Genomic DNA, 22,380 nt, shown 5'->3' on the forward strand with positions numbered 1-22,380 from the left:
ATATCTTCAGTCGCAGAAAATGAAGGTAAGATCTTCATATGGAGCCTGTGGCAACTGTGATCGGAGACCTCGTCGGCTCGCGCGCCGCGTCCGACCGCGCGAAGGTCCACGAGGCGTTCGCCGACGCCATCGACGAGATCAACCGGGAGTGGGATCCGGTCGATCCGTTGCGGATCACCGTCGGCGACGAGTACCAGGGCGCCTTCGAGACCGTCGGTGCCGCGATCCGGGCTACGTTCCGGCTGCGGATCGCGCTCGACCCCGTGGTCGGCGTACGCCACGGCATCAGCTGGGGCGCCACCCGGGTGCTCCGCGACGACCCCCGGGTCGAGGACGGGCCTGGGTGGTGGTCGGCGAGGGCGGCGATCGAGGCGGCGGAGAAGGCCGAGAACAAGGCCGCCTCGCGCAGCGTACGGACCTGGTATCAGCCCGTCGAGGAGGCCGGTGGGCCGGACCCGGCCGCGGTCAACGCCGCGCTGATCGCGCGCGACGAGCTCTTCCATCGTCTGGATCGGTCCTCGGTGTCGGTGCTTTCTGGCATGCTCTCCGGCATGTCTCAGAAGGCCATCGCCGCCGAGCTCGACATCACTCCTTCGGCGGTCTCCCAGCGCATCCGCCGCGACGGCATCGCCGTGATCGTGCGCGCCGACGAGCTGTTGGGGGAGATCAGATGAGCGAGCGCCAGCGAGCGAGCAATCAGGTCATCATGCCGCCGCGTCCGTATACTTGCGCTCGCGCTACGGAGGTGGCGGCATGAGCTGGATCGCGCTCCTGTTGATCGGGGTCGGCACGGTCGACTTCGCGCATGCGGTCATCGACCCGCTCCGGCGGATCCGCTGGCTGCCCGAGGCGATCGGCGCCGCGGTGGTGATCGCCTTCGGCCTGCTCGCGGCCCTCTTCGGTGGCGACCTGGCGGCGGTGATCGTCATCGCCGGGATCACGGTGCTGTGGGGCTTCCTGGCCCACCAGCCCCGGGGATCGGCGGACAACCCCCATCCCGGTTTCCCGCTGGCCCTGCTCGGCGGGACGATCTTCCTCGGCATCCTGCTGGCCCCGGTGGCCGGGGAGGTCGGTGGGCCGGTCGCGGCCTGGGCGGACAACGCGCCCTGGGCCTGGGTCGAGGCGGCGCGTCCCGAGGCGGTGCTGCTCGCCTTCGGCGGACTGCTGGTCCAGGTCTCGACCGGCAACGTCGTGGTGCAGCTCGTCCTCGACGTCGCCAAGGTGGCCAACCCGCTCGACGGGGTCGACGGCAACAACCTCAAGGGTGGCCGGCTCCTCGGCCCGCTCGAGCGGCTGACGATCTTCGGGCTCGGCCTCACCGGCAGCCTCGCCGCCGCCGGCCTGGTGGTTGCGGCCAAGAGCCTGATCCGCTGGCCGGAGCTGCAGTCGTTCCGGGGCGAGGACCAGGGCGACCGCGAGGGGCCGAGCATCAACGACGTGACCGAATACTTCCTGGTCGGCAGCTTCGTCTCCTGGATGATCTCGCTGGTGACCCTCGCCCTGGTCATCACCTAGCCCCGGACTAGATTGCGTGCCATGACAGTGGGTAAGGCTCTCGGGCTCCTGGTGGCCGCGGTGCTCCTCCTGGCCGGAGGAGCGCTGGCGCTGACCGGCATGGGCTACCTCGGCGGAGGCGGCACGAGCACCGCCTGGTCGGTGATCGGAGCGGGGTTGGCCGGGTTCGGGGTGGCGCTGGTGATCTCGATCTTCAGGGGTCCCCGACACTGATCCCGGCGCGGAGATCTCGGCCGTAACCTCGGACCGTTAGTGTTCACGCATGGGTAAGCAACAGGACTTCGTGCTCCGGGCACTCGAAGAGCGGGACGTACGTTTCGTGCGGCTGTGGTTCACCGACGTGCTCGGCTATCTGAAGTCGGTCGCGGTGGCGCCGGCCGAGCTGGAGAGCGCCTTCGCCGAGGGGATCGGATTCGACGGCAGCGCGATCGAGGGATTCGCCCGGGTGACCGAGGCGGACATGCTGGCCCTGCCCGATCCGAGCACGTTCCAGATCCTGCCGTGGCGTACGGACGGCCCCTCCACGGGCCGGATGTTCTGCGACATCGTGATGCCCGACGGGTCGCCGTCCTACGCGGACCCGCGCTACGTGCTCAAGCGCACCCTGTCCAACGCCGCGGAGAAGGGCTTCACCTTCTACACGCATCCCGAGATCGAGTTCTACCTCTTCAAGGACAACCCGCGCGACGGCAGCGAGCCGACGCCGGTCGACTCCAGCGGCTACTTCGACCACACCGCCCAGTCGATGGGCGCCGACTTCCGGCGCGAGGCGATCACGATGCTCGAAGCCATGGGCATCAGCGTCGAATACAGCCACCACGAGGGTGGACCCGGCCAGAACGAGATCGACCTGCGCTACGCCGACGCGCTGAGCACCGCCGACAACATCATGACGTTCCGTACGGTCATCCGTGAGGTCGCACTGAGCCAGGGCATCTGGGCGAGCTTCATGCCCAAGCCGTTCACCGAGCACCCGGGCTCGGGCATGCACACCCACCTGAGCCTGTTCGAGGGCGATGCCAACGCCTTCTACGAGCCGGGCGCCGAATACCAGCTCTCCAAGACCGGCCGCAGCTTCATCGGCGGCGTGCTGCGCCACGCCGGCGAGATCACCGCGGTGACCAACCAGTGGGTCAACTCCTACAAGCGCCTGATCGGTGGGGGAGAGGCGCCGGCTCACGTGGCCTGGGGCCACAACAACCGCTCGGCGCTGGTCCGGGTGCCGATGTACAAGCCGCTCAAGGGCCAGTCGACCCGCATCGAGGTCCGCTCCCTCGACGCCGCCTGCAACCCCTACCTGGCCTTCGCCGTGATCCTGGCGGCGGGCATGAAGGGCATCGAGGAGGGCTACGAGCTCCCGCGCGAGGCCGAGGACGACGTGTGGGCGCTGACCGAGCGCGAGCGCAAGAGCCTCGGCATCGATCCGCTGCCGGAGAACCTCGACGAGGCGATCGGGATGGCGGAGGACTCCGAGCTTCTCGCCGAGACCCTGGGCGAGCACGTCTTCGACTTCTTCCTGCGCAACAAGCGTGCCGAGTGGGCCGCCTACCGCGAGCAGGTGACCGCTTACGAGCGCTCCCGGATGCTGCCCGTCATCTGAGCCGGCAAACTGGTTGTCAAGGAAACTCAAGCCCGATTCCACACTTCCGATCCGGTGCTGCCACACTGGATCGAACGGGAGAGTGGGAGTGATGTCGTTGAGTCTTCCCCGAGTGCTTGTGATTCAGCACGAGGAGACAGTTCCGCCGGCGTTGTTCGGTCATTGGCTGGCTGAGGCGGGCATGTGTGTCGACGTCTGCCGGGCGTACGCCGAACCGATCCCGCCGCTCTCGTCGCTGGACGCCTCCTACTCGGGGCTGCTCGTGATGGGCGGCTCGATGGACGCCGACTCCGACGACGAGCACCCGTGGCTGAAGGTCACCCGCGAGCGGATCGCGCAGGCCGCCGAGGCCGGCATCCCGACGCTCGGGATCTGCCTGGGCCACCAGCTCGCGGCGATGGCTCTCGGCGGCTCCGTGGAGCGCAGCCCGTTCGGGCTCACCGTCGGCGTGCACCAGGTGACCTGGGAGCCCGAGGTGCTCTTCGACCCGCTGATGCGCCTGCTGGCGGGTGACGACCGCGCCCTGCACTGGCACCGTGACGTCGTCGGCGAGCTGCCCGAGGGCACCGTCAAGCTGGCCAGCTCGATCGACGGGCAGGTGCAGGCAGCACGGTTCGCCCCGACGGTGTGGGGCGTACAGTTCCACCCCGAGGTCGACGCTGCCGCGGTGGCCGTCTGGGCGCGCGAGTCCGTCGAGGAGCTCGAGCAGATCGGCCGCAGCGCCGAGGACGTGATCGCGTCGGCCACGTTCGCCGAGAACGAGCTGATCAAGACCTGGCAGCCACTGGCCTTCGGTTTCGCCCGCCTGGTGCGCGAGCGGGTCGCCGCCGTCGCTCCGGGTCGCGCCCGCGGCGACGTCATCCCGACCCCCAGGCCCTGGAGCGCCTGACCCGACCCGGGTGACAGAATCGGGGCCATGACGTTGCCAGGCAAGGGCGAGCTGCTCCGGCTCGGCTTCAATGATCCGGACACGGCCCTGAAGGATCTGGCAGCTCTCGGCGACGGCACCCAGGAGCTGTGGGCGATCCTCGGTCAGGCCGCCGACCCCGATGCGGCGCTGGCCGGTCTGGTCGTGCTCGCCGAGTCGCAGGGCGACGGCTTCATCGAGGAGCTCGCCGGCGACGAGGGCACCGCGATGCGCCTGGTCTCCGTGCTCGGCGCCTCGCCCGCGCTGACCGACCACCTGGCCCGCCATCCCGCTCAGTGGCGCGAGCTGGTGGACCCGACCCTCGGCACGACCAGGCCCGCGGCGTACGTCTTCCGGGCCTCGCTGCTCGAGGCCGTCGGTGCCAAGTCCGCTGACGCCAGCCCGGTGGCCACGGTCCCGGACGCGGAGGCGGTCGATGCGCTGCGGGTGGAGTACCGCCGCTGGCTGCTCCGGCTCGCCGCCCGCGACCTGGCCCACCAGCTTCCGGTCGACGACGTCGCCGCCGAGCTCTCCGACCTGGCCTGCGCGACGCTCGAGGCCGCGCTGGCGGTGGCCCGCGCCCGGGTGGGTGTCGACGCCGACAAGGTCCGCCTGGCGGTCATCGCGATGGGCAAGTGCGGTGGCCACGAGCTCAACTACGTCTCCGACGTCGACGTGATCTTCGTGCACGAGGCCGCCGACGGCGTCGGCGACGACGTCGCGCTGCGGGTCGCCACCCAGCTCGCCAGCAACCTGATCCAGGTCTGCTCGGCCCACACCGCCGAGGGCACCATCTGGCCGGTCGACGCCGCGCTGCGCCCGGAGGGCAAGGCGGGCGCGCTCTCGCGCACCATCACCGGCCACGTCGGCTACTACGAGCGCTGGGCGAGCACCTGGGAGTTCCAGGCGCTGCTCAAGGCCCGCCCGGCGGCCGGCGACCTCGAGCTCGGCCGGGCCTACGTCGACGCCGTCAACCCGTTCGTGTGGAAGGCCGCCGAGCGGGACGGCTTCGTCGCCGACACCCAGAAGATGCGGCGCCGGGTCATCGCGCACATCCCGTCCAAGGAAGCCGACCGCGAGCTCAAGCTCGGTGCCGGTGGGCTGCGCGACGTCGAGTTCGCCGTGCAGCTGCTGCAGCTGGTCCACGGCCGTACCGACACCGGCATCCGTCAGCCGACCACGCTCTCCGCGCTGGCGGCGCTGACCCGCTCCGGCTACGTCGGCCGCGAGGACGGCGAGGCCATGCACGAGGCCTATGCGTTCCTGCGGCGGATGGAGCACCGGCTCCAGCTCTACCGGCTCCGCCGCACCCACGTCGTCCCCGACGACGAGGAGTCGCTGCGCTGGCTGGCGCGCTCGCTCGGCTACCTGCGCGACCCGGTGGTGCGGCTGGAGAAGGAGTGGGGGCACCAGCGGATCGAGGTGCGCCGCCTTCACGAGAAGCTCTTCTACCGCCCGCTCCTGGACGCGGTCGCCCGGATCCCCTCCGGCCAGGCCCACCTCTCCGCCAAGGCCGCCGAGGCGCGGCTGACCGCGCTGGGCTACGCCGACCCCAAGGCCGCGCTGCGGCACCTGGAGGCGCTCACCACGGGCGTCTCCCGGCGTGCCGCGCTGCAGCGGGCGCTGCTGCCGGTGATGCTCCAGTGGCTCTCGGAGGGTGCCGACCCCGACGCCGGGCTCTTCGGCTTCCGCCGGATCTCCGACGCCCTCGGCGCCACGCCCTGGTATCTGCGCTCCCTGCGCGACGAGGGCCTGGTCGCGCAACGCTTCGCCACGATCCTGTCCACCTCGCGCTACACCACTGCGCTGCTCGAGCGGGAGCCCGAGGCGCTGCGCCTGCTCGGCCACGACCTCGCGCCGCTGTCGGCCGAGGCGCTGACCGACGAGATGGTCGCCCGCGCCGCCCGTCGGCGCACCACCACCTCCGCCGAGGAGGCCGTACGCCACATCCGGGCGATCCGCCGGCGCGAGCTGTTCCGGATCTCGGCCGCCGAGCTCCTCGGCGAGGCCGAGATCGACACCGTCGGCGCCGCCCTGTCCCGGCTGACCGACGCCACCTTGGAGGCCTCGCTGCGCACGGTCGTGGCCGAGGAGGTCGCCCGCCGGGAGATCGAGGAGCCGCCGACCCGGATCGCGATCATCGCCATGGGCCGCTACGGCGGGTTCGAGCTCTCCTACGCCTCCGACGCCGACGTGCTCTTCGTCCATCAGCCCGTCGAGGGTGCCGACCCGGGGGAGGCGACCCAGTTCGCGCTCAAGGTGATCGCCGACCTCCGCCGCCTGCTCGCCCTCCCCGGTGCCGACCCGCCGCTCGAGCTGGACGCCGACCTGCGCCCCGAGGGGCGCCAGGGCGCGCTGGTGCGGACGCTGCCTGCGTACGCCTCCTACTACGCGAAGTGGTCCGGCATCTGGGAGTCACAGGCGCTGCTGCGCGCCGACGCGGTCGTCGGTGACCCGCAGGTGCGCGAGGCGTTCACCGCGATGATCGACCCGCTGCGCTACCCCGAGGGCGGGCTGAGCGAGGACGACATCATCGAGGTGCGCCGGATCAAGGGCCGCGTCGACCACGAGCGGCTCCCGCGCGGGGCCGACCCCAACACCCATCTCAAGCTCGGCCGCGGCGGTCTCGCCGACATCGAGTGGACCGTCCAGCTGCTGCAGATGCGCCATGCGTACGCCGTCCCCGGGCTGCGTACGCCGCGCACCGTCGAAGCGCTGCAGGCCGCCCGTGACGCCTCGCTGATCGAGGCCGACGACGCCGAGACGCTCATCGAGGCATGGCGGATGGTGAGCCGGGTCCGCAACGCGGTCACTCTGGCGCGCGGCCGCCCGGCGGACTCGCTGCCCGCGGGGCCGGTCGAGCTGCACGCCGTCGCGACCATCCTCGGCTACCCGGACGGGGCCACCGACGAGCTGGTCAACGACTACCTGCGGATGACCCGCCTCGCCCACGGCGTGGTCGAGCGTGTCTTCTGGGAGTGACCTCGAGCAGATCGCGGGGGTAGGGCAGCTGCCCCTACCCCCGCGATTCCGGCTACAGGTTGTTGTTGCGCGGCGGCAGCCAGCCCGGGGGGCGCTGCTGCCGGGGCTGGGCCGGCGGCTCGCTGCTCGCCTCGTCGGCGGGCTGCCTGGCCTGCGACCTGAAGAAGTCCGGCTGCGGCTCCGGGATGCTGTTGGAGGCCTGCTGGGCGTAGGGCCGGGGCGTCCAGCGTCCGTTCTGCGGGCGCAGCTGGGTCGGACGCTGGGGGCGCTGGGCGAACATGCCGCCGAGGCCCTCGCCGACGGGCTGGTTCGCCTGCGGGCTGCCGGACGCCGCCGGCTGCCGCGTCGGGAGCGGCCGCAGCGGCTGTTGCGACACGGCGGGCTGCTGGCCGGTGATCGGCTGGGGGCCGGTGTTGTACTGCTGCGCCATCGCGGGTCGCTGCGGCATCATCGGGTAGGACCCGGAGTCGGTGGTCGGCCGCTGGGTCGGGGTCCAGGGGTCGTCCAGGTCGTCGTTGATGCCCGCGAACATGGTGCCGAAGCCGATGACGATCAGCATGCCTGCCGAGATCGCGAAGATCGGCATCGCCAGGTAGACCGGGTCGGCACCGCTGACGTGGCCGAGCTTGTCGTCGGAGGAGCTGTGGATCTCGAGGGCGAGCATCCCGGTGTAGTGCATGACGCACACGCCGATGCCCATGATGACGGCGGCGGCCACCCGCATCAGTCGCGTGGTGACGTTGAAGGCGAAGAAGAGCGCGAGCGCCGAGGCGGCCAGCGCGATGACGACGGAGGCCACGACCACCGGCGGCTTCCAGACCATCTTGGCGCTCATGTCCATCGCGTACATGCCGGTGTAGTGCATCGCGCACACCCCGGCGCCGGTGACGAGGCCACCGACGATGTAGCCCATCTTTCCGGGCATCGCGGTCGCGATGAGCATGCCGACCATCGCGGCGACGATGGCGGCGGCGAGGGAGATCAGGGTGATGCCGATGTCGAGGGCGTACGCCACGTGGCTGTCGAAGGCGAGCATGCCGATGAAGTGCATCGACCAGATCGCACCGCCGCCGATCGAGGCCGCCGCACCGAACAGCCAGAGCCAGGACCCGGTGCCGGCGCCCCGGCGGCGGGCGCGGTTCGCACAGGTCAGACCGACCCATGATCCGAGTACGGAGATGATGAACGACATCCCGACCAGAGGCTGGCTGAAGGCTCCGATCGTGACTTCCTCAATGCTTGTCACGCTGTTTGACTTCCTCTCGTTCCTCGCCGGACGGGGTGTGGGGGATCGGCGGGGTAGATATGGAAACATGCGTGGATGCCCCGAGGGGTATCCGGGATGCTCCGTAACGGGACATGGTTCCCGTGTAGTCCGGGTCACAATAGAGGAACAGGTCCCCTATTTCCATGCGGGGGTATGGTGTCTCCGCTATGCCCGGTGATGTATATGTTCTCGAGCTTGACGACATGCAGCAGTCGGCTGTCGATCTGGGGGATCCGACCCGCCTCGTCTTCGACTACATGAGGCGCATCGGCGATGTTATCGACCGACTGCCTCCGGGGCCAGTGCGCGTCCTGCACGTGGGCGGCGCCGCGATGACGCTGCCACGCTATGTCCATGCGACCCGGCCGCGCTCCTCGCAGATCGTGCTCGAGCCGTCGGCCGAGGTCATCGAGCGCGTACGCAGCGAGGCACCGCTCCCTCCCCGCAGCGGCATCAAGGTGCGTCCCGTCGACGGGGAGAGCGGCATCGGCGGCGTACGCGACGGCTTCGCCGACATGGTGATCCTCGATGCCTTCGACGGCGGACGCACCCCGGACGAGCTGACCTCGGCCGCCTTCGTCGAGGACGTACGCCGCGTGCTGGCGCCGTCGGGGACCTTCGTCGCCAACCTGGTCGACAAGGCGCCGTTCGCCCGGGTGCGGGACTTCGTCGCCGTGGTCCGCGACCTCGGCTCGCTCACCGTCGGCGTCGAGCCGGCCACGATGAAGGGGCGCCGCTCGGGCAACCTGGTGATCGCCTGCGGCGGCGTGCCGGCCGCGCCGTTCGGGTCGCCGTCCCCGATGGAGTACCGCATCTTCACCGGCGGCGCCGTCGCCGACTCCTTCGGCGGCGGGACGCGCCGCTAGGCTGGCGGGCATGTCGATCGAGCTGGCCCGCGCCCACCTGGACCGATTCGGCCGCGGTGGGGAGATCATCGAGTCGGAGGAGTCGAAGGCGACCGTCGAGCTCGCCGCGGCGGCGCTGGGTGTCTCGCCGGCGGAGATCGCCAAGACGATCAGCCTCTACACCGAGGACCGCAGCGCCGCGATCCTCGTGGTCGCCTCCGGCGACGCCAAGATCGCCAACGCGAAGTTCAAGGCCCACTTCGGCGTCAAGGCACGGATGCTCGCGGCCGAGGACGTCGAGCCGATGACCGGCCATGCGATCGGCGGGGTCTGCCCGTTCGGCAACCCGCCGTCGGCCGAGGTCTGGCTCGATGCCTCGCTCAAGCGCTTCGACACGGTCTACCCGGCCGCGGGCGGTGCCAACACGACCATCGCGCTCACCCTCGGCGACCTGGAGACGATCAGCGGGGCCCGGGGCTGGGTCGACGTCACCAGGCTTCCCGAGATCTCCTGAAATGGGGGACGGCCCCGCCCTGCCGAAGCAGGAGCGGGGCCGCCGTGAAAGCCAGAGTCAGACCGGACGGACGTTCTCGGCCTGCGGGCCCTTCGGGCCCTGGGTGACGTCGAACTCGACGCGCTGGTTCTCGTCCAGGGTCTTGTAGCCCTGGGTCTGGATCGCGGAGAAGTGCACGAAGACGTCGTCGCCCCCGTTGTCCTGGGCGATGAAGCCGAAGCCCTTGTCGCCGTTGAACCACTTCACGGTTCCCTGAGTCATGAATCTAATCCTTGTGTACACAGGGCGACTCCGTGCCGCCCTTTGGGCGTTGAATCCACGAGTCCTGATTTCTGCTTCTGCGGAAGACCAAGTGCTGCACGAACGGTCACCGAGAGCAACCGCGAAGCGCGTGGGGACGCCTCCTTCAACGCCGACAAGCCTACATGTCATGAGCCGACTTCGGGCATCCCCGATTTTTCGGCGTTTCCGACGCCGGATCGAGCGTGGAACCGGGAGCGTACGGATGGCTCGGTTTGACAACCCCGAGCATCGCCTCGACAAGATCGGGGTACCGGCGATCTACCAACCAGACAGGGGATTACGTGGACCAGCCATGGTGGCGCGAAGCAGTCGCGTATCAGATCTACCCGCGCTCGTTCGCGGACTCGAACGGCGACGGGCTCGGTGACCTCCAGGGGATCACCGACCACCTGGACTACCTCGCCGCGCTGGGCGTCGACGCGGTCTGGATCTGCCCCTTCTACACCTCGCCGCAGAACGACCACGGCTACGACGTCGCCGACTACCGCGACGTCGACCCGATCTTCGGCACCCTCGAGGACGCCGATCGCATGATCGCGCGGGCGCACGAGCTCGCCCTGAAGGTGATCGTCGACCTGGTGCCCAACCACACCTCCTCGGCGCACCCGTGGTTCATCGAGGCGCTCGCCGACGTGCCGGCCTCGCCGGCCCGCGACCGTTACATCTTCCGAGACGGCCGTGGCGAGGCGGGGGAGGAGCCGCCGACCAACTGGCGCTCGGTCTTCGGCGGTCCGGCCTGGACGCGGGTCGAGGACGGGCAGTGGTACCTGCACCTCTTCGACGACGACCAGCCCGACCTCAACTGGCACAACCCCGAGGTCGTCGCCGAGTTCACCGAGATCCTCACCTTCTGGCTCGACCGCGGCGTCGACGGCTTCCGGGTCGACATCGCCCACGGCCTCTTCAAGGACCTGCGCGACCAGGTCGTCCCCGAGGGGCTCGCGCTCACCTCCGATGCTGCGGTCATGTATCAGCGGGGCATCACCGACGCCCCGATGTGGGACAACCCGGGCGTTCACGAGATCTACCGTGCCTGGCGCAAGCTGATCGACTCCTTCGACGGTGACCGGATGATGGTCGCCGAGGCGTGGACCCCTGGCCCCGCGGAGCTGCGACGCTACGTACGCGCCGACGAGTTCAACCAGGCCTTCAACTTCTCCTGGCTGCAGGCGCCCTGGTCGGCCGAGGCGTTCAGCGAGGTCATCGAGTCGACGCTGAAGGCGCTCGGTCCGTCGCGCGCGGCGCCGACGTGGGTGCTGTCCAACCACGATGTCGTACGCCACCGCTCACGCTACGGCGACGGCCTGCAGGCTCTCCACCGGGCGCGGGCGGCGACCCTGACGATGCTGGCGCTTCCGGGCTCGGCCTACCTCTACCAGGGGGAGGAGCTGGGCCTGCCGCAGGTCTACCTGCCGCCGGAGTACCAGGAGGATCCGTGGTCGGAGACCGGCGAGGGTGGTCGTGACGGCTGCCGGGTGCCGTTGCCGTGGAGCGGGTTCGAGCCGCCGTTCGGGTTCAGTGCCGTGCCCGACGAGGAGCTGCCGACCCAGCCGTGGCTCCCGCAGCCGGCCGAGTGGGTGGACCTCACCGTGGCCGCGCAGAACGGGGTCAGGGACTCGACGCTGGAGTTCTACCGGGCCGCGCTGGCGGCGCGACGGATCTACGCGCTCGGAGCCGACGAGGACGTCGAGATCCTGGACGCGCCCGAGGGTGTCGTCTCGTTCCGGCGCGGCGGGGTCGGCGGCTCCGAGGCCGTGCCCGGTCTGGGGGCACGGACCGACCTGATCGTCGTCCTCAACTGCGGGATGGAGCCGACGCCGCTGCCGGAGGGCGAGATCGTGATGTACAGCGGCGACCCCGTCGTGGGTGACCTGCCCACCGACGCGGCGGTCTGGATCATCGCTCCGGCTCAGCGCACCGAATGACCGAAGTGCTGGTGATGGCCGTGCCCGTGGTGGTGCCCGTGGTGGCGTTGACGGCGGAAGACGAGCGCCCCGACCGCGATCGCGGCGAAGACCCACCACGGCACGCCCATCACCATCAGGCCGATCGCCACGAGCAGGAAGCAGGCGACCAGCGGGAAAACGCGTGGGCGTCCTCGGCCCGGCCGGCGGACGACCTGGGGCGGCTGCGGCGCGCTCCTCGGGAGGTCGGTGAAGAGCATCTCCAGGTCGGCGCGCACCTTGGCTGACCAGACCGCATCCAGACGCTCGTAGTAGTCGTCGTCGGAGAGCCGGCCGGTCGAGTAGTGCTCGGCGAGCCTCGCCGACGCCTCCTCCCGATCGGCCTCGCTCACCCGCAGGTTGTCGAGGTTGCTCATGCCATCTCCCTTGTGAAAGCCGCTTCGACTGTCGGCGTAGTGTCCCGATATATCGCGAGGGTACGCCCGAAGGAATGCGGTCGCAAGGGACTTTCGTCTGCCCTCAGGTGAGCAGCACGACGACCAGCAGGATCGCCGGCACGGTGGCCAGGGTGCTGACGAAGATGACGTCACGGGCCAGCAGCACGGCCCGGTTGTAGCGCTGCGCCACGACGAACACGTTCTGTGCGGTCGGCAGGGCCGAGAGCACGGTCACCGCCAGCAGGGCCTCGGCGTCGAGCCCGAGCAGGAACCGCCCGATGACGTACGCCGCCACCGGCTGGACCACCTGCTTGGTCGCGACCACGGCCGCCAGGTCGAGCGGCGGCACGCCGCGACCCGGGAGCGGGCCGAGCCGGAGCGCGACCCCGTAGGCGATCAGCATCGACGGGACCGCCATGCCCGCGACCAGATCCAGCGGGTCGGAGACCGGTGTGGGCAGGTCGAGGTCGGTGACGGAGAGCGCCACCCCGATGAGGGAGGCGACGGTGATCGGGTTGGTCAGCGGGCGGCGCAGGACCGCCCAGAACGAGAGCCTCGTGGTGCTGGCGTCGGCGTCGAGGATCACCAGCGCCAGCGGCTGGAGCACGAGCATCTGCAGCAGGAGCGTCGGCGCGACCAGGACCGGGTCGCCCAGGACGTACGACGCGATCGGGAGGCCGAGGTTGCCGGCGTTGGCGTAGCAGCCGCACAGCGTCGCGACCACCGTGGTGCCCAGGTCGCGGCGGCGCAGGCGTGCGACGGTGACGACGAGGGTCGCCGAGACCAGCACGGCGCCGGCCACGGCGACCAGGTTGCCGGAGAAGACGAACCCGAGGTCGCTGTCGTCCATCACGGTGATCAGCAGGGCCGGGCTGGCGACGTAGAACGCGAGCGTCGAGAGGGTGCGCTGGCCGTGCTGGTCGAGGATCTTGAGCTGGGCGAGCAGGGCGCCGAGGGCGATGAGGACGGTGATCGTGGCGAAGCCGGTGAAGACCCCCGCCATCTACTGCTCGCGCCGCAGGTCGAGGAGTCCGCGGGCGGCGTGCTCGGTGACGATGCGCTCGGCCTCGACGGCGTCGCGGCCGCGCAGCGCGATCACGAGGGCGCGGTGCTCGGCGTAGCGGTCGGCGCCGAACTCATCGCCGGCCAGCAGGTGTGCTCGGGAGATCTCCCGCTGTCGCGACCGGGTCAGCGAGCGGGACTGCTCCAGGAGGCGGAGCAGCACCGGGTTGTGGGCTGCGGCGTTGACCTGCTCGTTGAAGCGGCCGAGCACGTCGAGGAAGCGGTCGGCGTGCTTCTCCACGGGTTTGCCGTCGCGGTGGCGCGCACGGATCAGGATGACCAGGTCGTCGGCCTCGTCGAGCAGCCGGTCGAGCTCGTCGAGCTCGTCATCGGTCGCATGCCTGGCCGCGAACCGGGCGGCGAGGCCGCGCAGGGCGACCTCCACCTCGGCCAGGTCGTGGCTGGCGTCCTCCTCGATCCGGGCCACCAGGGTCGTACGCGGCCCCACGCGCTCCACGAGACCGTCGAGCTCGAGCCGGCGGATCGCCTCGCGGACCGGGGTCGGGCTGACGCCCAGGCGCTCGGCCATGCCGCGCTCGGTCACCTTGGCGCCCGGCTCGAGCTCGCCGGAGCCGATCTGGCTGCGTAGTGCCTGGTAGACGCGCTCGGCCACGGTCGTGGTCTCCGGCGTGGTCTCGGGGGAGGAGATCGACATGGCCCTGATCTTAGGCCACTTTTCCAGAGGTGCCACCTCTTGACTATTTTGCTGTAGCAAAACTACTGTGAGCGCCGCCACAGACCAGAGATCACGGAGGTCCCTCTCGTGAGCACCACCATCCCCACCGCATCACCACGGCAGCTCGGGCCACGCCGGATCACCCTCCTCGTCGCGCTGGCGGTCTTCGCCCAGGAGTCGATGTGGAACTTCTACGACAGCCAGGTGCCGCCGCTGCTGCGCGAGCATCTGGCCAGCGCCGCCCTCGTCGGCTTCATCATGGGCATGGACAACCTGCTCGGGATCTTCATCCAGCCGTGGATGGCCAACCGGTCCGACCGCACCCGCACCCGATGGGGCCGGCGGATGCCCTACCTCGCCGTCGGGATGCCGATCGCGGCGCTGCTGTTCGTGATCCTGCCGCACGCGGCGGACACGCTTCCGCTGCTGATCGTCGTCATCGTCGCGTTCGCACTGGTGTCGAACTCGTTCAAGCCGATCGGCGAAGCGCTGGTCCCCGACTTCATCGCCCCCGAGCGCCGCAGCCGCGCCAACGCCGCGGTCAAGATCGCCTCCAGCCTCACCGTCATCGTCGCGGCGCTGGTCAGCATCCTGCTGGTCGACGACCACCCGGCCCTCGCGTTCGCGGTGATCGCGCTGATCACGCTCGTCTCGGTGACCGTGCTGTGCCTCTCGATCCGGGACAGCTCCTCGCCCGGCTACCGGGCCGCGGTGGCCGAGGACGCCGCCGAAGAGGCCGCCGAGGACTCGACGAGCGTCGGACAGGCGCGCATCCGCGACACGATCCTGGAGATCGTGCGCGACCCCGACCGCAGCCGGCTGCTGCTGATCGTGGCGATCCTGGTCTTCGGCAGCGCCTGGGCGGGGTCCCGCGCGCTGGTGACGCCCTACGGCATGGAGACCCTCGGGTTGTCGCGTGGCGACGCGGGTGGGATCACCCTGCCGAGCGGGATCACCTTCCTGCTCGCCGCCTACCCGACCGCGCTGTTCGCCGAGCGCTTCGGCCGGCTGCGCACCATGATCGCCGGGATGGCGATCTTCGCGGCCGCCATGCTCCTCGGCACGCTGGTGCAGACGCCGACCGGCACCGTCGTGGCCTTCTGCATCGGTGCCGCCGGTGCCTCCGCCTTCCTGGTCAACGCCGTCGTCGTGCTGTGGAACCTGGCGCCCTCGGCGCGGGTCTTCGGGACGTACGCGGCGCTGTATGCGGTGGGCTGGCAGGCCGGTGCCTTCCTCGGGCCGGCGCTGATCGGCGGGGCCGTGGACGTCCTGGGCTGGCCGACGATGCTGCTCGACATCGCGGTCGTCGCGGCGGTCGCGGTCGTGATCGTGGTGCGGATCGACCGCCTCCAGCGGCGCACCGACGCCGAGAGGGCGGTGTGAGCGCGGTGGCCCTGATCCTGATCACCACCGACTACCTGCGGCCCGGCGACGAGGTCGACGACCTGCTCCGCTCCCACGGTCACCGGACCCGGTTCGCCTCCGGGGACCTGGTGACCGACCTCGCGGAGGCCGACGGTGCGCTGGTCGGTCACGACCCGCTCACCGCCGAGGTGCTGGCCTCCGCGGACCGGCTCAGAGCGGTCGTACGCACCGGCGTCGGCTACGACGCGATCGATGTCGTCGCCGCGGCCCGTGCCGGGATCACGGTCAGCAACCTGCCCGGGATCAACGCGAATGCGGTCGCGGAGTACACGATGGGGCTGCTCCTCTCCTCCGCCCGCCGGCTGGTCGAGAGCGCCACCGGCGTCGCCTCCGGCGGCTGGCCGCGCGGGGACGGCCGCGAGCTGCGGGGCTCGGCCCTGGGCCTGATCGGCTACGGCGCCGCCGCGCGTGCGGTGGTCCCGCTGGCGAAGGCGTTCGGGATGAGGGTGCTGTGCACGACGGGCGTGCCGGTCGCGGAGCGAGCCGACGCAGACGTCGAGTTCGTGGAGCTGCCCGAGCTGCTGGCCGCGGCGGACTTCGTCTCGGTCCACACCGCGCTCACGCCGAAGACCCGGGGGCTGCTCGACGCCGCCGCGTTCGCCCTGATGAAGCCCGGGGCGGTGCTCGTGAACACCGCCCGCGGCGCGATCGTCGACGAGGAGGCGCTGGCCGCCGCCGTCCGGGAGGGGCGGATCGCCGGCGCCGCGCTCGACGTGGTCGCCGAGGAACCGCTGCCGGCCGAGAGCCCGCTGCGCGGGGTGCCCGGGATCGTCGTCCACTCCCACCTGGCCGGCCAGACCGCCGAGGCCCGCCGGGCCGCCGGCATCGAGGGCGCCTGTGAGCTCCTCGACGCCCTGGCCGGTCACCCGAAACACGCTGTCAACGCCCACCTGATCGAGAAGAGGGACAACCGATGACCAACGCCGACTCCGTCAGCATCCTGGTGCCCAGCGGAATGCTGGGCGCCGGGTTCCCGGAGGAGACCGTCACCCGCGGGATCGCGCTGGGAGCGGACGTGATCGCCGTCGACGGCGGCTCCACCGACTCCGGCCCCTACTACCTGGGTGCCTCGAAGCCGAAGACCACCGCTGCGGCGGTCGCCCGGGATCTACGCATCCTGCTCCGCGCCGCCGCGGGCGCCGGGATCCCGCTCATCGTCGGCTCCTGCGGCACCAGCGGCACCGACGACGGCGTCGACTGGGTCGCCGGGATCGTCTCCGATCTGCTCGCCGAGGAGGGCCTGTCGATGAAGGTCGCCCGGATCTACAGCGAGCAGCGCGCCGCCGACCTGAAGGAGCCGCTCGAGGCCGGCCGGATCCATCCGCTCCCGCCGCTGGGCGACCTGGACGTGGCGACCCTCGAGGAGTGCACCCACATCGTCGCGATGATGGGCCACGAGCCGATCGCCGAGGCGCTCGCCGCCGGGGCCCAGGTGGTGCTGGCAGGGCGGGCGACCGACACGGCCAACGCCGCTGCGTACGCGTTGCTGAGGGGGATGCCCGCCGGGCCGAGCTGGCATGCGGCCAAGATCGTCGAGTGCGGCGGCCAGTGCACGACCAACCCGCGGGCGGGCGGCGTCTTCGCGACCGTCGACCGCACCGGGTTCACCATCGAGCCGCTCGACGAGAACGCCGCGTGCACGCCGATCTCGGTGGCCGCGCACATGCTGTACGAGACGGCCAACCCCTTTGAGATGAGGGAGCCCGATGGCACCTTGGACGTGCGGGATGCCGTCTACACCGCGCTCGACGAGCGCCGGGTGCGTGTCGAGGGGTCGCGGTTCCACCACGCCGAGCAGCACACGATCAAGCTCGAGGGCGCCCGGATCAGCGGCTACGAGACGATGTCGTTCTCCGCGATCCGGGACCCGCTGATCCTGAAGGACATCGAGGGCTGGGCCTCGCTGATGGACGTCGTGTTCACCCAGCGGGTGGAGCAGACCCTGGGCCTGACCAGGGACGACTACGACTACGACCTGCGCCTCTACGGCTACAACGCGGTCCTCGGTGACCTGGACCCGGCCACCGAGCCGCCGCGCGAGGTCGGGGTGATGCTCCTCGTGCGCGCCGCCGACCAGGACCTGGCCACCGCCGTCGCCAAGGTCGCCAACCCGCTGATGCTGCACCTGCCGGCGCAGGACATGGACTACCTGCCCAGCCTGGCGTTCCCGGGGTCGCCCGCCGAGGTCGAGCGGGGGGCTGCGTACGAGTTCGTGCTCAACCACGCCGTCGACAGCCTCACCCCGACCGCGATGTTCCGCACCGAGATGGAGGAGAAGCACGATGCCTGAGACCACCCTGGGTGACCTCGCGACCGAGGTCCGCTCCAAGAACGCCGGACCGTTCTGGATCACGATGGAGCTGTTCATGCGGGACGCCGACGGCTATCGGATCGCGGCCGACGAGACGTTCCTCCACGAGGGTGTCGTCGCCGACCTCTACCGGGTCGATCCGGGGTCGGTCCAGATCTTCCGGATCCCGTCGCTCAACGTCGTCAAGATCTCCTACCCGCGCCCGGTCTCGCAGGGCTCGCTGCGCGACCGCGACGTCCATGCCGGTCAGCACCACGTGCCGCTCGCGCAGCTGGTGGTGCCTGCCCACTAGATCGGTCTAGAGGTCGAGGTGGTCGGTGATCGCCTGGGCCCAGCGCTCGTAGCCCGCCGGGGAGGCGTGGAACCCGTCGGCCGCGAAGAAGGACGGCTCGGCGGGACCGAGGTCCGCCGAGCTCACCCACTGCACCGACGTACGTCCCGCGCAGACCAGCCGCGCCGCCTCGTCGAGCGCCTTCCCGCGCTCGGCGAGGTAGCGCCGCAGGGTGCGGGGGAGCGACGGGAACGCGCCGAACTCCGGGATGCCCGGGAGGACGGTGTGCGCGGCGTGCTGCTCGAGGGTCTCCACGATCGCGGTGAGATCGCGCGTCCAGGCCTCGACCGGGCGGCGCGCGAGGATGTCGTTGACGCCGACCAGGAGCACGGCGAGGTCCCACTCGCCGGTGACCTTGGTGAGGATGCCGTGCCGGATCCGCTCGCTGGTCGCGCCGTACTTCCCCAGCGCCCGCCACTCGACCGGACGCTCGGTCCGCTTCCCGATCGCGCGTGCCATCGAGCCGGCGAAGGCGAGGTCGTGGGTGGGGGCGCCACGACCCGACGCGGACGAGTCGCCGATCACCAGCAGTCGCAGCGCGCCGGCTCCGTCCCCGGCCTCCGGACCCGGCACGAACCCCTTCGTCGGGCCGTCCGGACGGGGCTCCTTGCCGATGGTCCGGTGGACGTACGCGGCCTGTGCGGCGACCAGCGGGAGCAGCAGCGGATTCATCGTCTCTCCCTCGGCAGAATGTCGTGACGTACGTGCTCTTCCGTCGTTCTACAGCGCGTGCTCCGGCGGGTCTCCGACGTTGGCTGAACGGTGGGCGAATCTCCCCGGAAGGTTTGACACAGAGGGTCCTCATCCCGGTCACCGTTGGGGTACAAGACATGGGAATCAAAGACACGTGACCCGACTCACCGCGTGCCAGCCCTAGCATCACGCCCAGCTGTGAGCGCTCGACCACAACCCTCCCTCCACTCGAAGGAATGCGACGCCATGTCCGACTTCATCAGCGGCATCTTCAACCGCCACAAGAACGAGCAGCCAAAGGCCGGGGAGGGAGAGGCGACCGACGTCTCCGCCCCTGTCTTCGGTGAGAACCCGGCCACCGCCGAGGTCCCCGCCCCGACCACCGCGTTCGTCACCGACTCCGGCATCGGTGAGGCCGTGCAGCCTGTCGGCGAGGCTGTCGCCGAGCCCGTCGCGGCGCCTGTCGCGGAGCCCTTCATCGAGCCCCTTGCCGAGCCCGTCGCGGAGCCCGTCGCCGAGACTGCGGTCATCGATCCGCTCTCCGACCCGGAGCACGTCGTCACCGACTCCGAGGAGACCCCGGCCGCCGACGTGGCCGAGCTCGCCGCCGAGGACACCGAGGTGTCAGCCGAGGTCGTCGGCGAGGTCGCCGAGGCCGAGGCCGTCGAGGTCGCTGAGCCTGTCGAGGTTGCTGAGCCCGTCGAGCCCGTCGAGGCCGACGGCGAGGTCGCGGCCGACACGGTCGAGACCGAGGGCACGTACGAGGCGCCGCTCGAGGGCGCCGACGCCGAAGCCCCCACCGCCGAGACCACCGACGAGGTCGAGGAGCCCGTCGAGGAGACCGTCGAGGAGACCGTTGTCGACGAGGCGCCGGTCGAGGCCGAGGTCGTCGACACCGCCGCTGACGAGGTGACCGTGGCCGAGGTCGACGCCGAGGACACCTTCGTGCCGGCCGACGTGATCGAGACGGGCGAGGAGAGCGTCGTCGAGTCCGGGGGTGACACGCTGACCGAGGAGGTCGCTGCCGAAGAGGCGACCGAGGTCGAGGACACCGCGGTGACCGTGGAGGACGGTGAGGTGTCCGAGGTCGAGGTCGTGGAGACCGTCGACTCGGAGGAGGTGGCCGGATCGGTCGAGCCGGACGCCGAGGCGACCGAGGAGGCCGTCCGTGACGTCGAGGACGAGGTGACCGAGGCCGATGCCAAGGACGCCTTCGAGCCGGTCGAGGCCGACACCGAGGAGCCGGTCGTCGCGCCCGAGGCCGAGGTGGTCGACGAGGAGGTCGCCGTCGAGGCGCCGGTCGAGACCGAGGATGTCCTCGCGGCTCCCGAGTCGGGTGAGGCGACCGAGGTCGAGGTCGTCGCCGAGGAGGCCGACGCGACGGTCGAGGCTGCCGAGGAGGCCGGTGAGGGAGAGGTCGCTGAGGACGAGGCTGCTGAGGAGGTCGCTGCTGAGGTGACTGAGCCGGTCGAGGCCGAGACCGCCGACGCTGTCGAGGACGAGGCCCCGGAGACCGAGGACGTCTTCGTGGCTCCCGAGACCGGTGAGGCGACCGAGGTGGAGGTCGACGCAGAGGACGTCGAGGCGACCGTGGAGGCTGCTGACGAGGCTGCTGACGAGACCGCCGACGAGACCGCCGAGGTGACCGACGAGGTCGAGACGGCCGCGGAGCCGACCGGTGTTGTCGAGGAGCCCGTCGCAGAGACCGAGGTCGTCGAGGAGCCCGCCGCCGTCGAGGAGATCGTGTCCGAGGCGCCCGCGCCCGGTTTCGCGCCGGAGCCGGTCGTCGAGCCGGAGCCGACCGCCGACTCGACGCTGACCGGTGTGCTGCGCGCTGCTCGCGAGGAGCGCGGCAAGTCGACGGTGAGCGAGGGCCTCGTCGAGCGCCTGGTCCACCACATCGTGGCCAAGATCGACGGCGTGCACGCCATCGACGACGAGGGCACCGTGGTCGACATCGTCGCCGACGTCGCCACCATCACGGTCTCCTACGTGATCGAGTACGGCACCCCGGTCAAGGCCAACGCCGTCGCCATCCGCACCCAGGTGATCGAGGCGGTCGAGGACTACTTCGACATCGACGTCGAGGCCGTGGACGTCAACGTGAGCGACTTCCATATCGCCTGATCCTGACGACGGCGCCTCGGCCCGGGTGAGCGAATCATCCGGGCCGAGGCGCCGTAGTCGCTACTGAACGCGCCTGCGGACATCGGCTCTTTCGAGGCCTGCGGCGATCGCGCGCATCTCCTCGTCCTGGCGCCCGCCCGTCGTGGCGAGCGGGATCTCGGCGATGAACCGCCGCTCGCTCTCCGGGATCCGCGCCGCCACGAGGTCAGGGTCCGTCGCCGCTGTTCCGTACAGTCGCGGCCCGTCCAGCGCGAACACGTCCATCATCACCAGCCGGCCGTCCGCCGTGCGCATCACGTTGGTCGGGTTGAAATCGAGTGGTCCTGGCCAGGGCTGCTCCCGCCGCAGCCGGTCGTGGATCCGGAGCGCCACCTCGAGGACGCCGCCGTCGGACTCCCGGATCGTCCGCGCGAAACTGACCGCCTCGTCCTCGGGAACGGGCTCGAGCAGCTCGAGGACCTGCAGGTCCCCGCCACCCGCGAGCCTGCGATGGCCGAACAGCGCCGGCACCTGACCGGTAGGAGCCGCCTCGCGGTAGAAGGCGGTGTTGTACGTCCCCGCCGGATCGAACGGGCTGATCCGGGCCGCCGCGCGGCCGTCCGGCGAGCTCAGCGCGATCGCCCAGTCGCCCGCCCCGCATCGCACCCATCCGGCGTCGACGAGCGCGACCTCCGCGTCCCTGTGGTCGGCGTCCGGGCCGATCAGCGCCAGGCTGTCGTCGTTCGAACCGGCCTGTGTGGTCATCGGGGTCGACTCTAGTGACTACCGTTTCTCCGCCGCCGTCGATTTTCTCGGGACCCGGCATCGGGTGCCATGAGAGAATGACGGCAGGCCTCGGAGCGCATCGCACTCCGAGGCTTTCGCTTATGACGACACTTCACACCTCTCTCGACGACATTCCGGCCCCGGTGATCGCCCGCCTTGCGCGGCCCGAGGACCATCCGGCCCTCCGCCATCTGTGGCTTCTGTTCCGCCACGACATGTCGGGCTTCAGCTCCACCCTCCCGTTCGCCGACGGCACCTTCCGCTCCGAGAGACTCGACGCGGCGCTCCGCTCCGATCCCGGCTGGCGGGCCTGGATCCTGACCGCCGGCGCCCATCCGATCGGGTTCGCGCTCGTCCGCGACGCCGACCAGCCCGTACGTGTCCTGAACAGCTTCTTCGTCGTCGCCGGCGCCCGCCGGGGCGGGCTCGGGCTCCAGTTCGCGCGGGCCGTCGTCTCTGAGGCGCCGGGGGAGTGGAGGGTCGCCTATCAGGATCGGAATCGTGCTGCTGCGCTGTTTTGGGAGCGGGTCACGGCTGGGTGTGATCGGGCGTGGTCTGAGAGGGTGGGGAGTGGTGGGGTTCGGGATGTGTGGATCTCGTTTTCTGTGGACGTCGGGGGTTCGGCTCGTTGATCGAGCCGCCGGAGTTGCTGGGCGGAGGCGTGTCGAGACCACCCTTGAGGAACCTCGGTTGGCGACTGTGGCTTCGGGTCAGGG

The 22,380-nt window shown here is 70.6% G+C and carries 22 protein-coding genes; 15 read left to right on the forward strand and 7 right to left on the reverse strand.

Translation table 11 applies throughout. From position 1 onward, the window contains the following. Positions 1–38 precede the first annotated feature (38 nt). The 6 genes from UG56_RS14810 (at position 39) to UG56_RS14835 (ending at position 7,004) form a co-directional block, all read left to right on the forward strand. The gene (locus UG56_RS14810; RefSeq protein WP_045550193.1) at positions 39–674 is read left to right on the forward strand and encodes a SatD family protein; all 636 of its coding nucleotides are present in this window, start codon (positions 39–41) and stop codon (positions 672–674) included. A 79-nt stretch (positions 675–753) separates the two neighbouring features. Further along, the gene (locus UG56_RS14815) at positions 754–1,515 is read left to right on the forward strand and encodes a hypothetical protein (RefSeq protein ID WP_045550194.1); all 762 of its coding nucleotides are present in this window, start codon (positions 754–756) and stop codon (positions 1,513–1,515) included. 21 nt (positions 1,516–1,536) lie between these two features. After that, on the forward strand, positions 1,537–1,728 hold the full coding sequence (locus UG56_RS14820; protein WP_143055047.1) for a hypothetical protein: 192 nt from the start codon (positions 1,537–1,539) through the stop codon (positions 1,726–1,728). Positions 1,729–1,777: 49 nt separating this feature from the next. Further along, on the forward strand, positions 1,778–3,115 hold the full coding sequence (gene glnA / locus UG56_RS14825; protein ID WP_045550195.1) for a type I glutamate--ammonia ligase: 1,338 nt from the start codon (positions 1,778–1,780) through the stop codon (positions 3,113–3,115). 181 nt (positions 3,116–3,296) lie between these two features. Beyond that, on the forward strand, positions 3,297–4,004 hold the full coding sequence (locus UG56_RS14830) for a type 1 glutamine amidotransferase (RefSeq protein ID WP_052693850.1): 708 nt from the start codon (positions 3,297–3,299) through the stop codon (positions 4,002–4,004). A 27-nt stretch (positions 4,005–4,031) separates the two neighbouring features. Then, a complete protein-coding gene (locus UG56_RS14835) occupies positions 4,032–7,004 on the forward strand; it encodes a bifunctional [glutamine synthetase] adenylyltransferase/[glutamine synthetase]-adenylyl-L-tyrosine phosphorylase (RefSeq protein WP_045550197.1) in 2,973 nt (990 codons plus the stop codon). Between the two features lie 52 nt (positions 7,005–7,056). Here UG56_RS14835 and UG56_RS14840 read toward each other — a convergent pair whose 3' ends face one another. Continuing rightward, positions 7,057–8,250 carry an MHYT domain-containing protein gene (locus UG56_RS14840; RefSeq protein WP_177191487.1) on the reverse strand — a complete coding sequence of 398 codons (1,194 nt, stop codon included), beginning with the start codon at positions 8,248–8,250 and terminating at the stop codon, positions 7,057–7,059. Positions 8,251–8,438: 188 nt separating this feature from the next. On the opposite strand from UG56_RS14840, the gene UG56_RS14845 reads away from it, so the two are divergent. Continuing rightward, positions 8,439–9,137 (forward strand): spermidine synthase, encoded by a 699-nt coding sequence (locus UG56_RS14845; RefSeq protein WP_052694132.1) that lies wholly within the window; start codon positions 8,439–8,441, stop codon positions 9,135–9,137. 10 nt (positions 9,138–9,147) lie between these two features. Continuing rightward, a complete protein-coding gene (locus UG56_RS14850) occupies positions 9,148–9,630 on the forward strand; it encodes a YbaK/EbsC family protein (RefSeq protein WP_045551413.1) in 483 nt (160 codons plus the stop codon). Positions 9,631–9,687: 57 nt separating this feature from the next. On the opposite strand, the gene UG56_RS14855 is transcribed toward UG56_RS14850, so the two are convergent. After that, positions 9,688–9,891 carry a cold-shock protein gene (locus tag UG56_RS14855; RefSeq protein ID WP_008357755.1) on the reverse strand — a complete coding sequence of 68 codons (204 nt, stop codon included), beginning with the start codon at positions 9,889–9,891 and terminating at the stop codon, positions 9,688–9,690. Between the two features lie 323 nt (positions 9,892–10,214). Here UG56_RS14855 and UG56_RS14860 point away from each other — a divergent pair, with 323 nt between their 5' ends. Further along, positions 10,215–11,858: a glycoside hydrolase family 13 protein gene (locus tag UG56_RS14860; protein ID WP_045551414.1), complete on the forward strand. Its 1,644-nt coding sequence runs from the start codon at positions 10,215–10,217 to the stop codon at positions 11,856–11,858. On the opposite strand, the gene UG56_RS14865 is transcribed toward UG56_RS14860, so the two are convergent. From UG56_RS14865 to UG56_RS14875, 3 genes are all read right to left on the reverse strand, one after another. Continuing rightward, positions 11,843–12,253, reverse strand: a complete 411-nt coding sequence (locus tag UG56_RS14865) for a DUF1707 SHOCT-like domain-containing protein (RefSeq protein WP_052694134.1) — start codon at positions 12,251–12,253, stop codon at positions 11,843–11,845. The genes UG56_RS14860 and UG56_RS14865 overlap by 16 nt on opposite strands. A 103-nt stretch (positions 12,254–12,356) precedes the next feature. Beyond that, positions 12,357–13,277, reverse strand: coding sequence for an AEC family transporter (locus tag UG56_RS14870; protein WP_045551415.1), 921 nt, complete (start codon positions 13,275–13,277; stop codon positions 12,357–12,359). Beyond that, positions 13,278–13,991 (reverse strand): GntR family transcriptional regulator, encoded by a 714-nt coding sequence (locus tag UG56_RS14875; protein WP_045551416.1) that lies wholly within the window; start codon positions 13,989–13,991, stop codon positions 13,278–13,280. It lies immediately after the preceding gene. Between the two features lie 108 nt (positions 13,992–14,099). Between UG56_RS14875 and UG56_RS14880 the strand changes: the two genes are divergently transcribed. The 4 genes from UG56_RS14880 to UG56_RS14895 are packed head-to-tail and all read left to right on the forward strand — an operon-like array spanning position 14,100 to position 18,040. Then, entirely contained in the window at positions 14,100–15,395 is a 1,296-nt protein-coding gene (locus UG56_RS14880; protein WP_045551417.1) for an MFS transporter, read from the forward strand. Further along, a complete protein-coding gene (locus tag UG56_RS14885) occupies positions 15,392–16,354 on the forward strand; it encodes a phosphoglycerate dehydrogenase (protein ID WP_256206646.1) in 963 nt (320 codons plus the stop codon). Before UG56_RS14880 ends, UG56_RS14885 begins: the two co-directional genes overlap by 4 nt. After that, positions 16,351–17,727 (forward strand): acyclic terpene utilization AtuA family protein, encoded by a 1,377-nt coding sequence (locus UG56_RS14890; protein WP_045550350.1) that lies wholly within the window; start codon positions 16,351–16,353, stop codon positions 17,725–17,727. Before UG56_RS14885 ends, UG56_RS14890 begins: the two co-directional genes overlap by 4 nt. After that, the gene (locus tag UG56_RS14895) at positions 17,720–18,040 is read left to right on the forward strand and encodes a DUF4387 domain-containing protein (RefSeq protein WP_045550349.1); all 321 of its coding nucleotides are present in this window, start codon (positions 17,720–17,722) and stop codon (positions 18,038–18,040) included. The genes UG56_RS14890 and UG56_RS14895 overlap by 8 nt, the downstream gene beginning before the upstream one ends. Positions 18,041–18,046: 6 nt before the next feature. Here the strand turns inward: UG56_RS14895 and UG56_RS14900 are convergent, their stop codons facing one another. Next, positions 18,047–18,751, reverse strand: coding sequence for an SGNH/GDSL hydrolase family protein (locus UG56_RS14900; RefSeq protein ID WP_052693918.1), 705 nt, complete (start codon positions 18,749–18,751; stop codon positions 18,047–18,049). A gap of 267 nt (positions 18,752–19,018) precedes the next feature. Between UG56_RS14900 and UG56_RS28405 the strand changes: the two genes are divergently transcribed. Next, the gene (locus tag UG56_RS28405; protein WP_052693917.1) at positions 19,019–20,899 is read left to right on the forward strand and encodes a hypothetical protein; all 1,881 of its coding nucleotides are present in this window, start codon (positions 19,019–19,021) and stop codon (positions 20,897–20,899) included. 60 nt (positions 20,900–20,959) lie between these two features. On the opposite strand, the gene UG56_RS14910 is transcribed toward UG56_RS28405, so the two are convergent. Further along, positions 20,960–21,643: a hypothetical protein gene (locus UG56_RS14910; protein ID WP_045550348.1), complete on the reverse strand. Its 684-nt coding sequence runs from the start codon at positions 21,641–21,643 to the stop codon at positions 20,960–20,962. Between the two features lie 77 nt (positions 21,644–21,720). Between UG56_RS14910 and UG56_RS14915 the strand changes: the two genes are divergently transcribed. Next, positions 21,721–22,296, forward strand: coding sequence for a GNAT family N-acetyltransferase (locus UG56_RS14915; protein ID WP_218145223.1), 576 nt, complete (start codon positions 21,721–21,723; stop codon positions 22,294–22,296). Positions 22,297–22,380 lie beyond the last annotated feature (84 nt).

Source organism: Nocardioides luteus (assembly GCF_000960475.2).
GTDB lineage: Bacteria > Actinomycetota > Actinomycetes > Propionibacteriales > Nocardioidaceae > Nocardioides > Nocardioides luteus_A.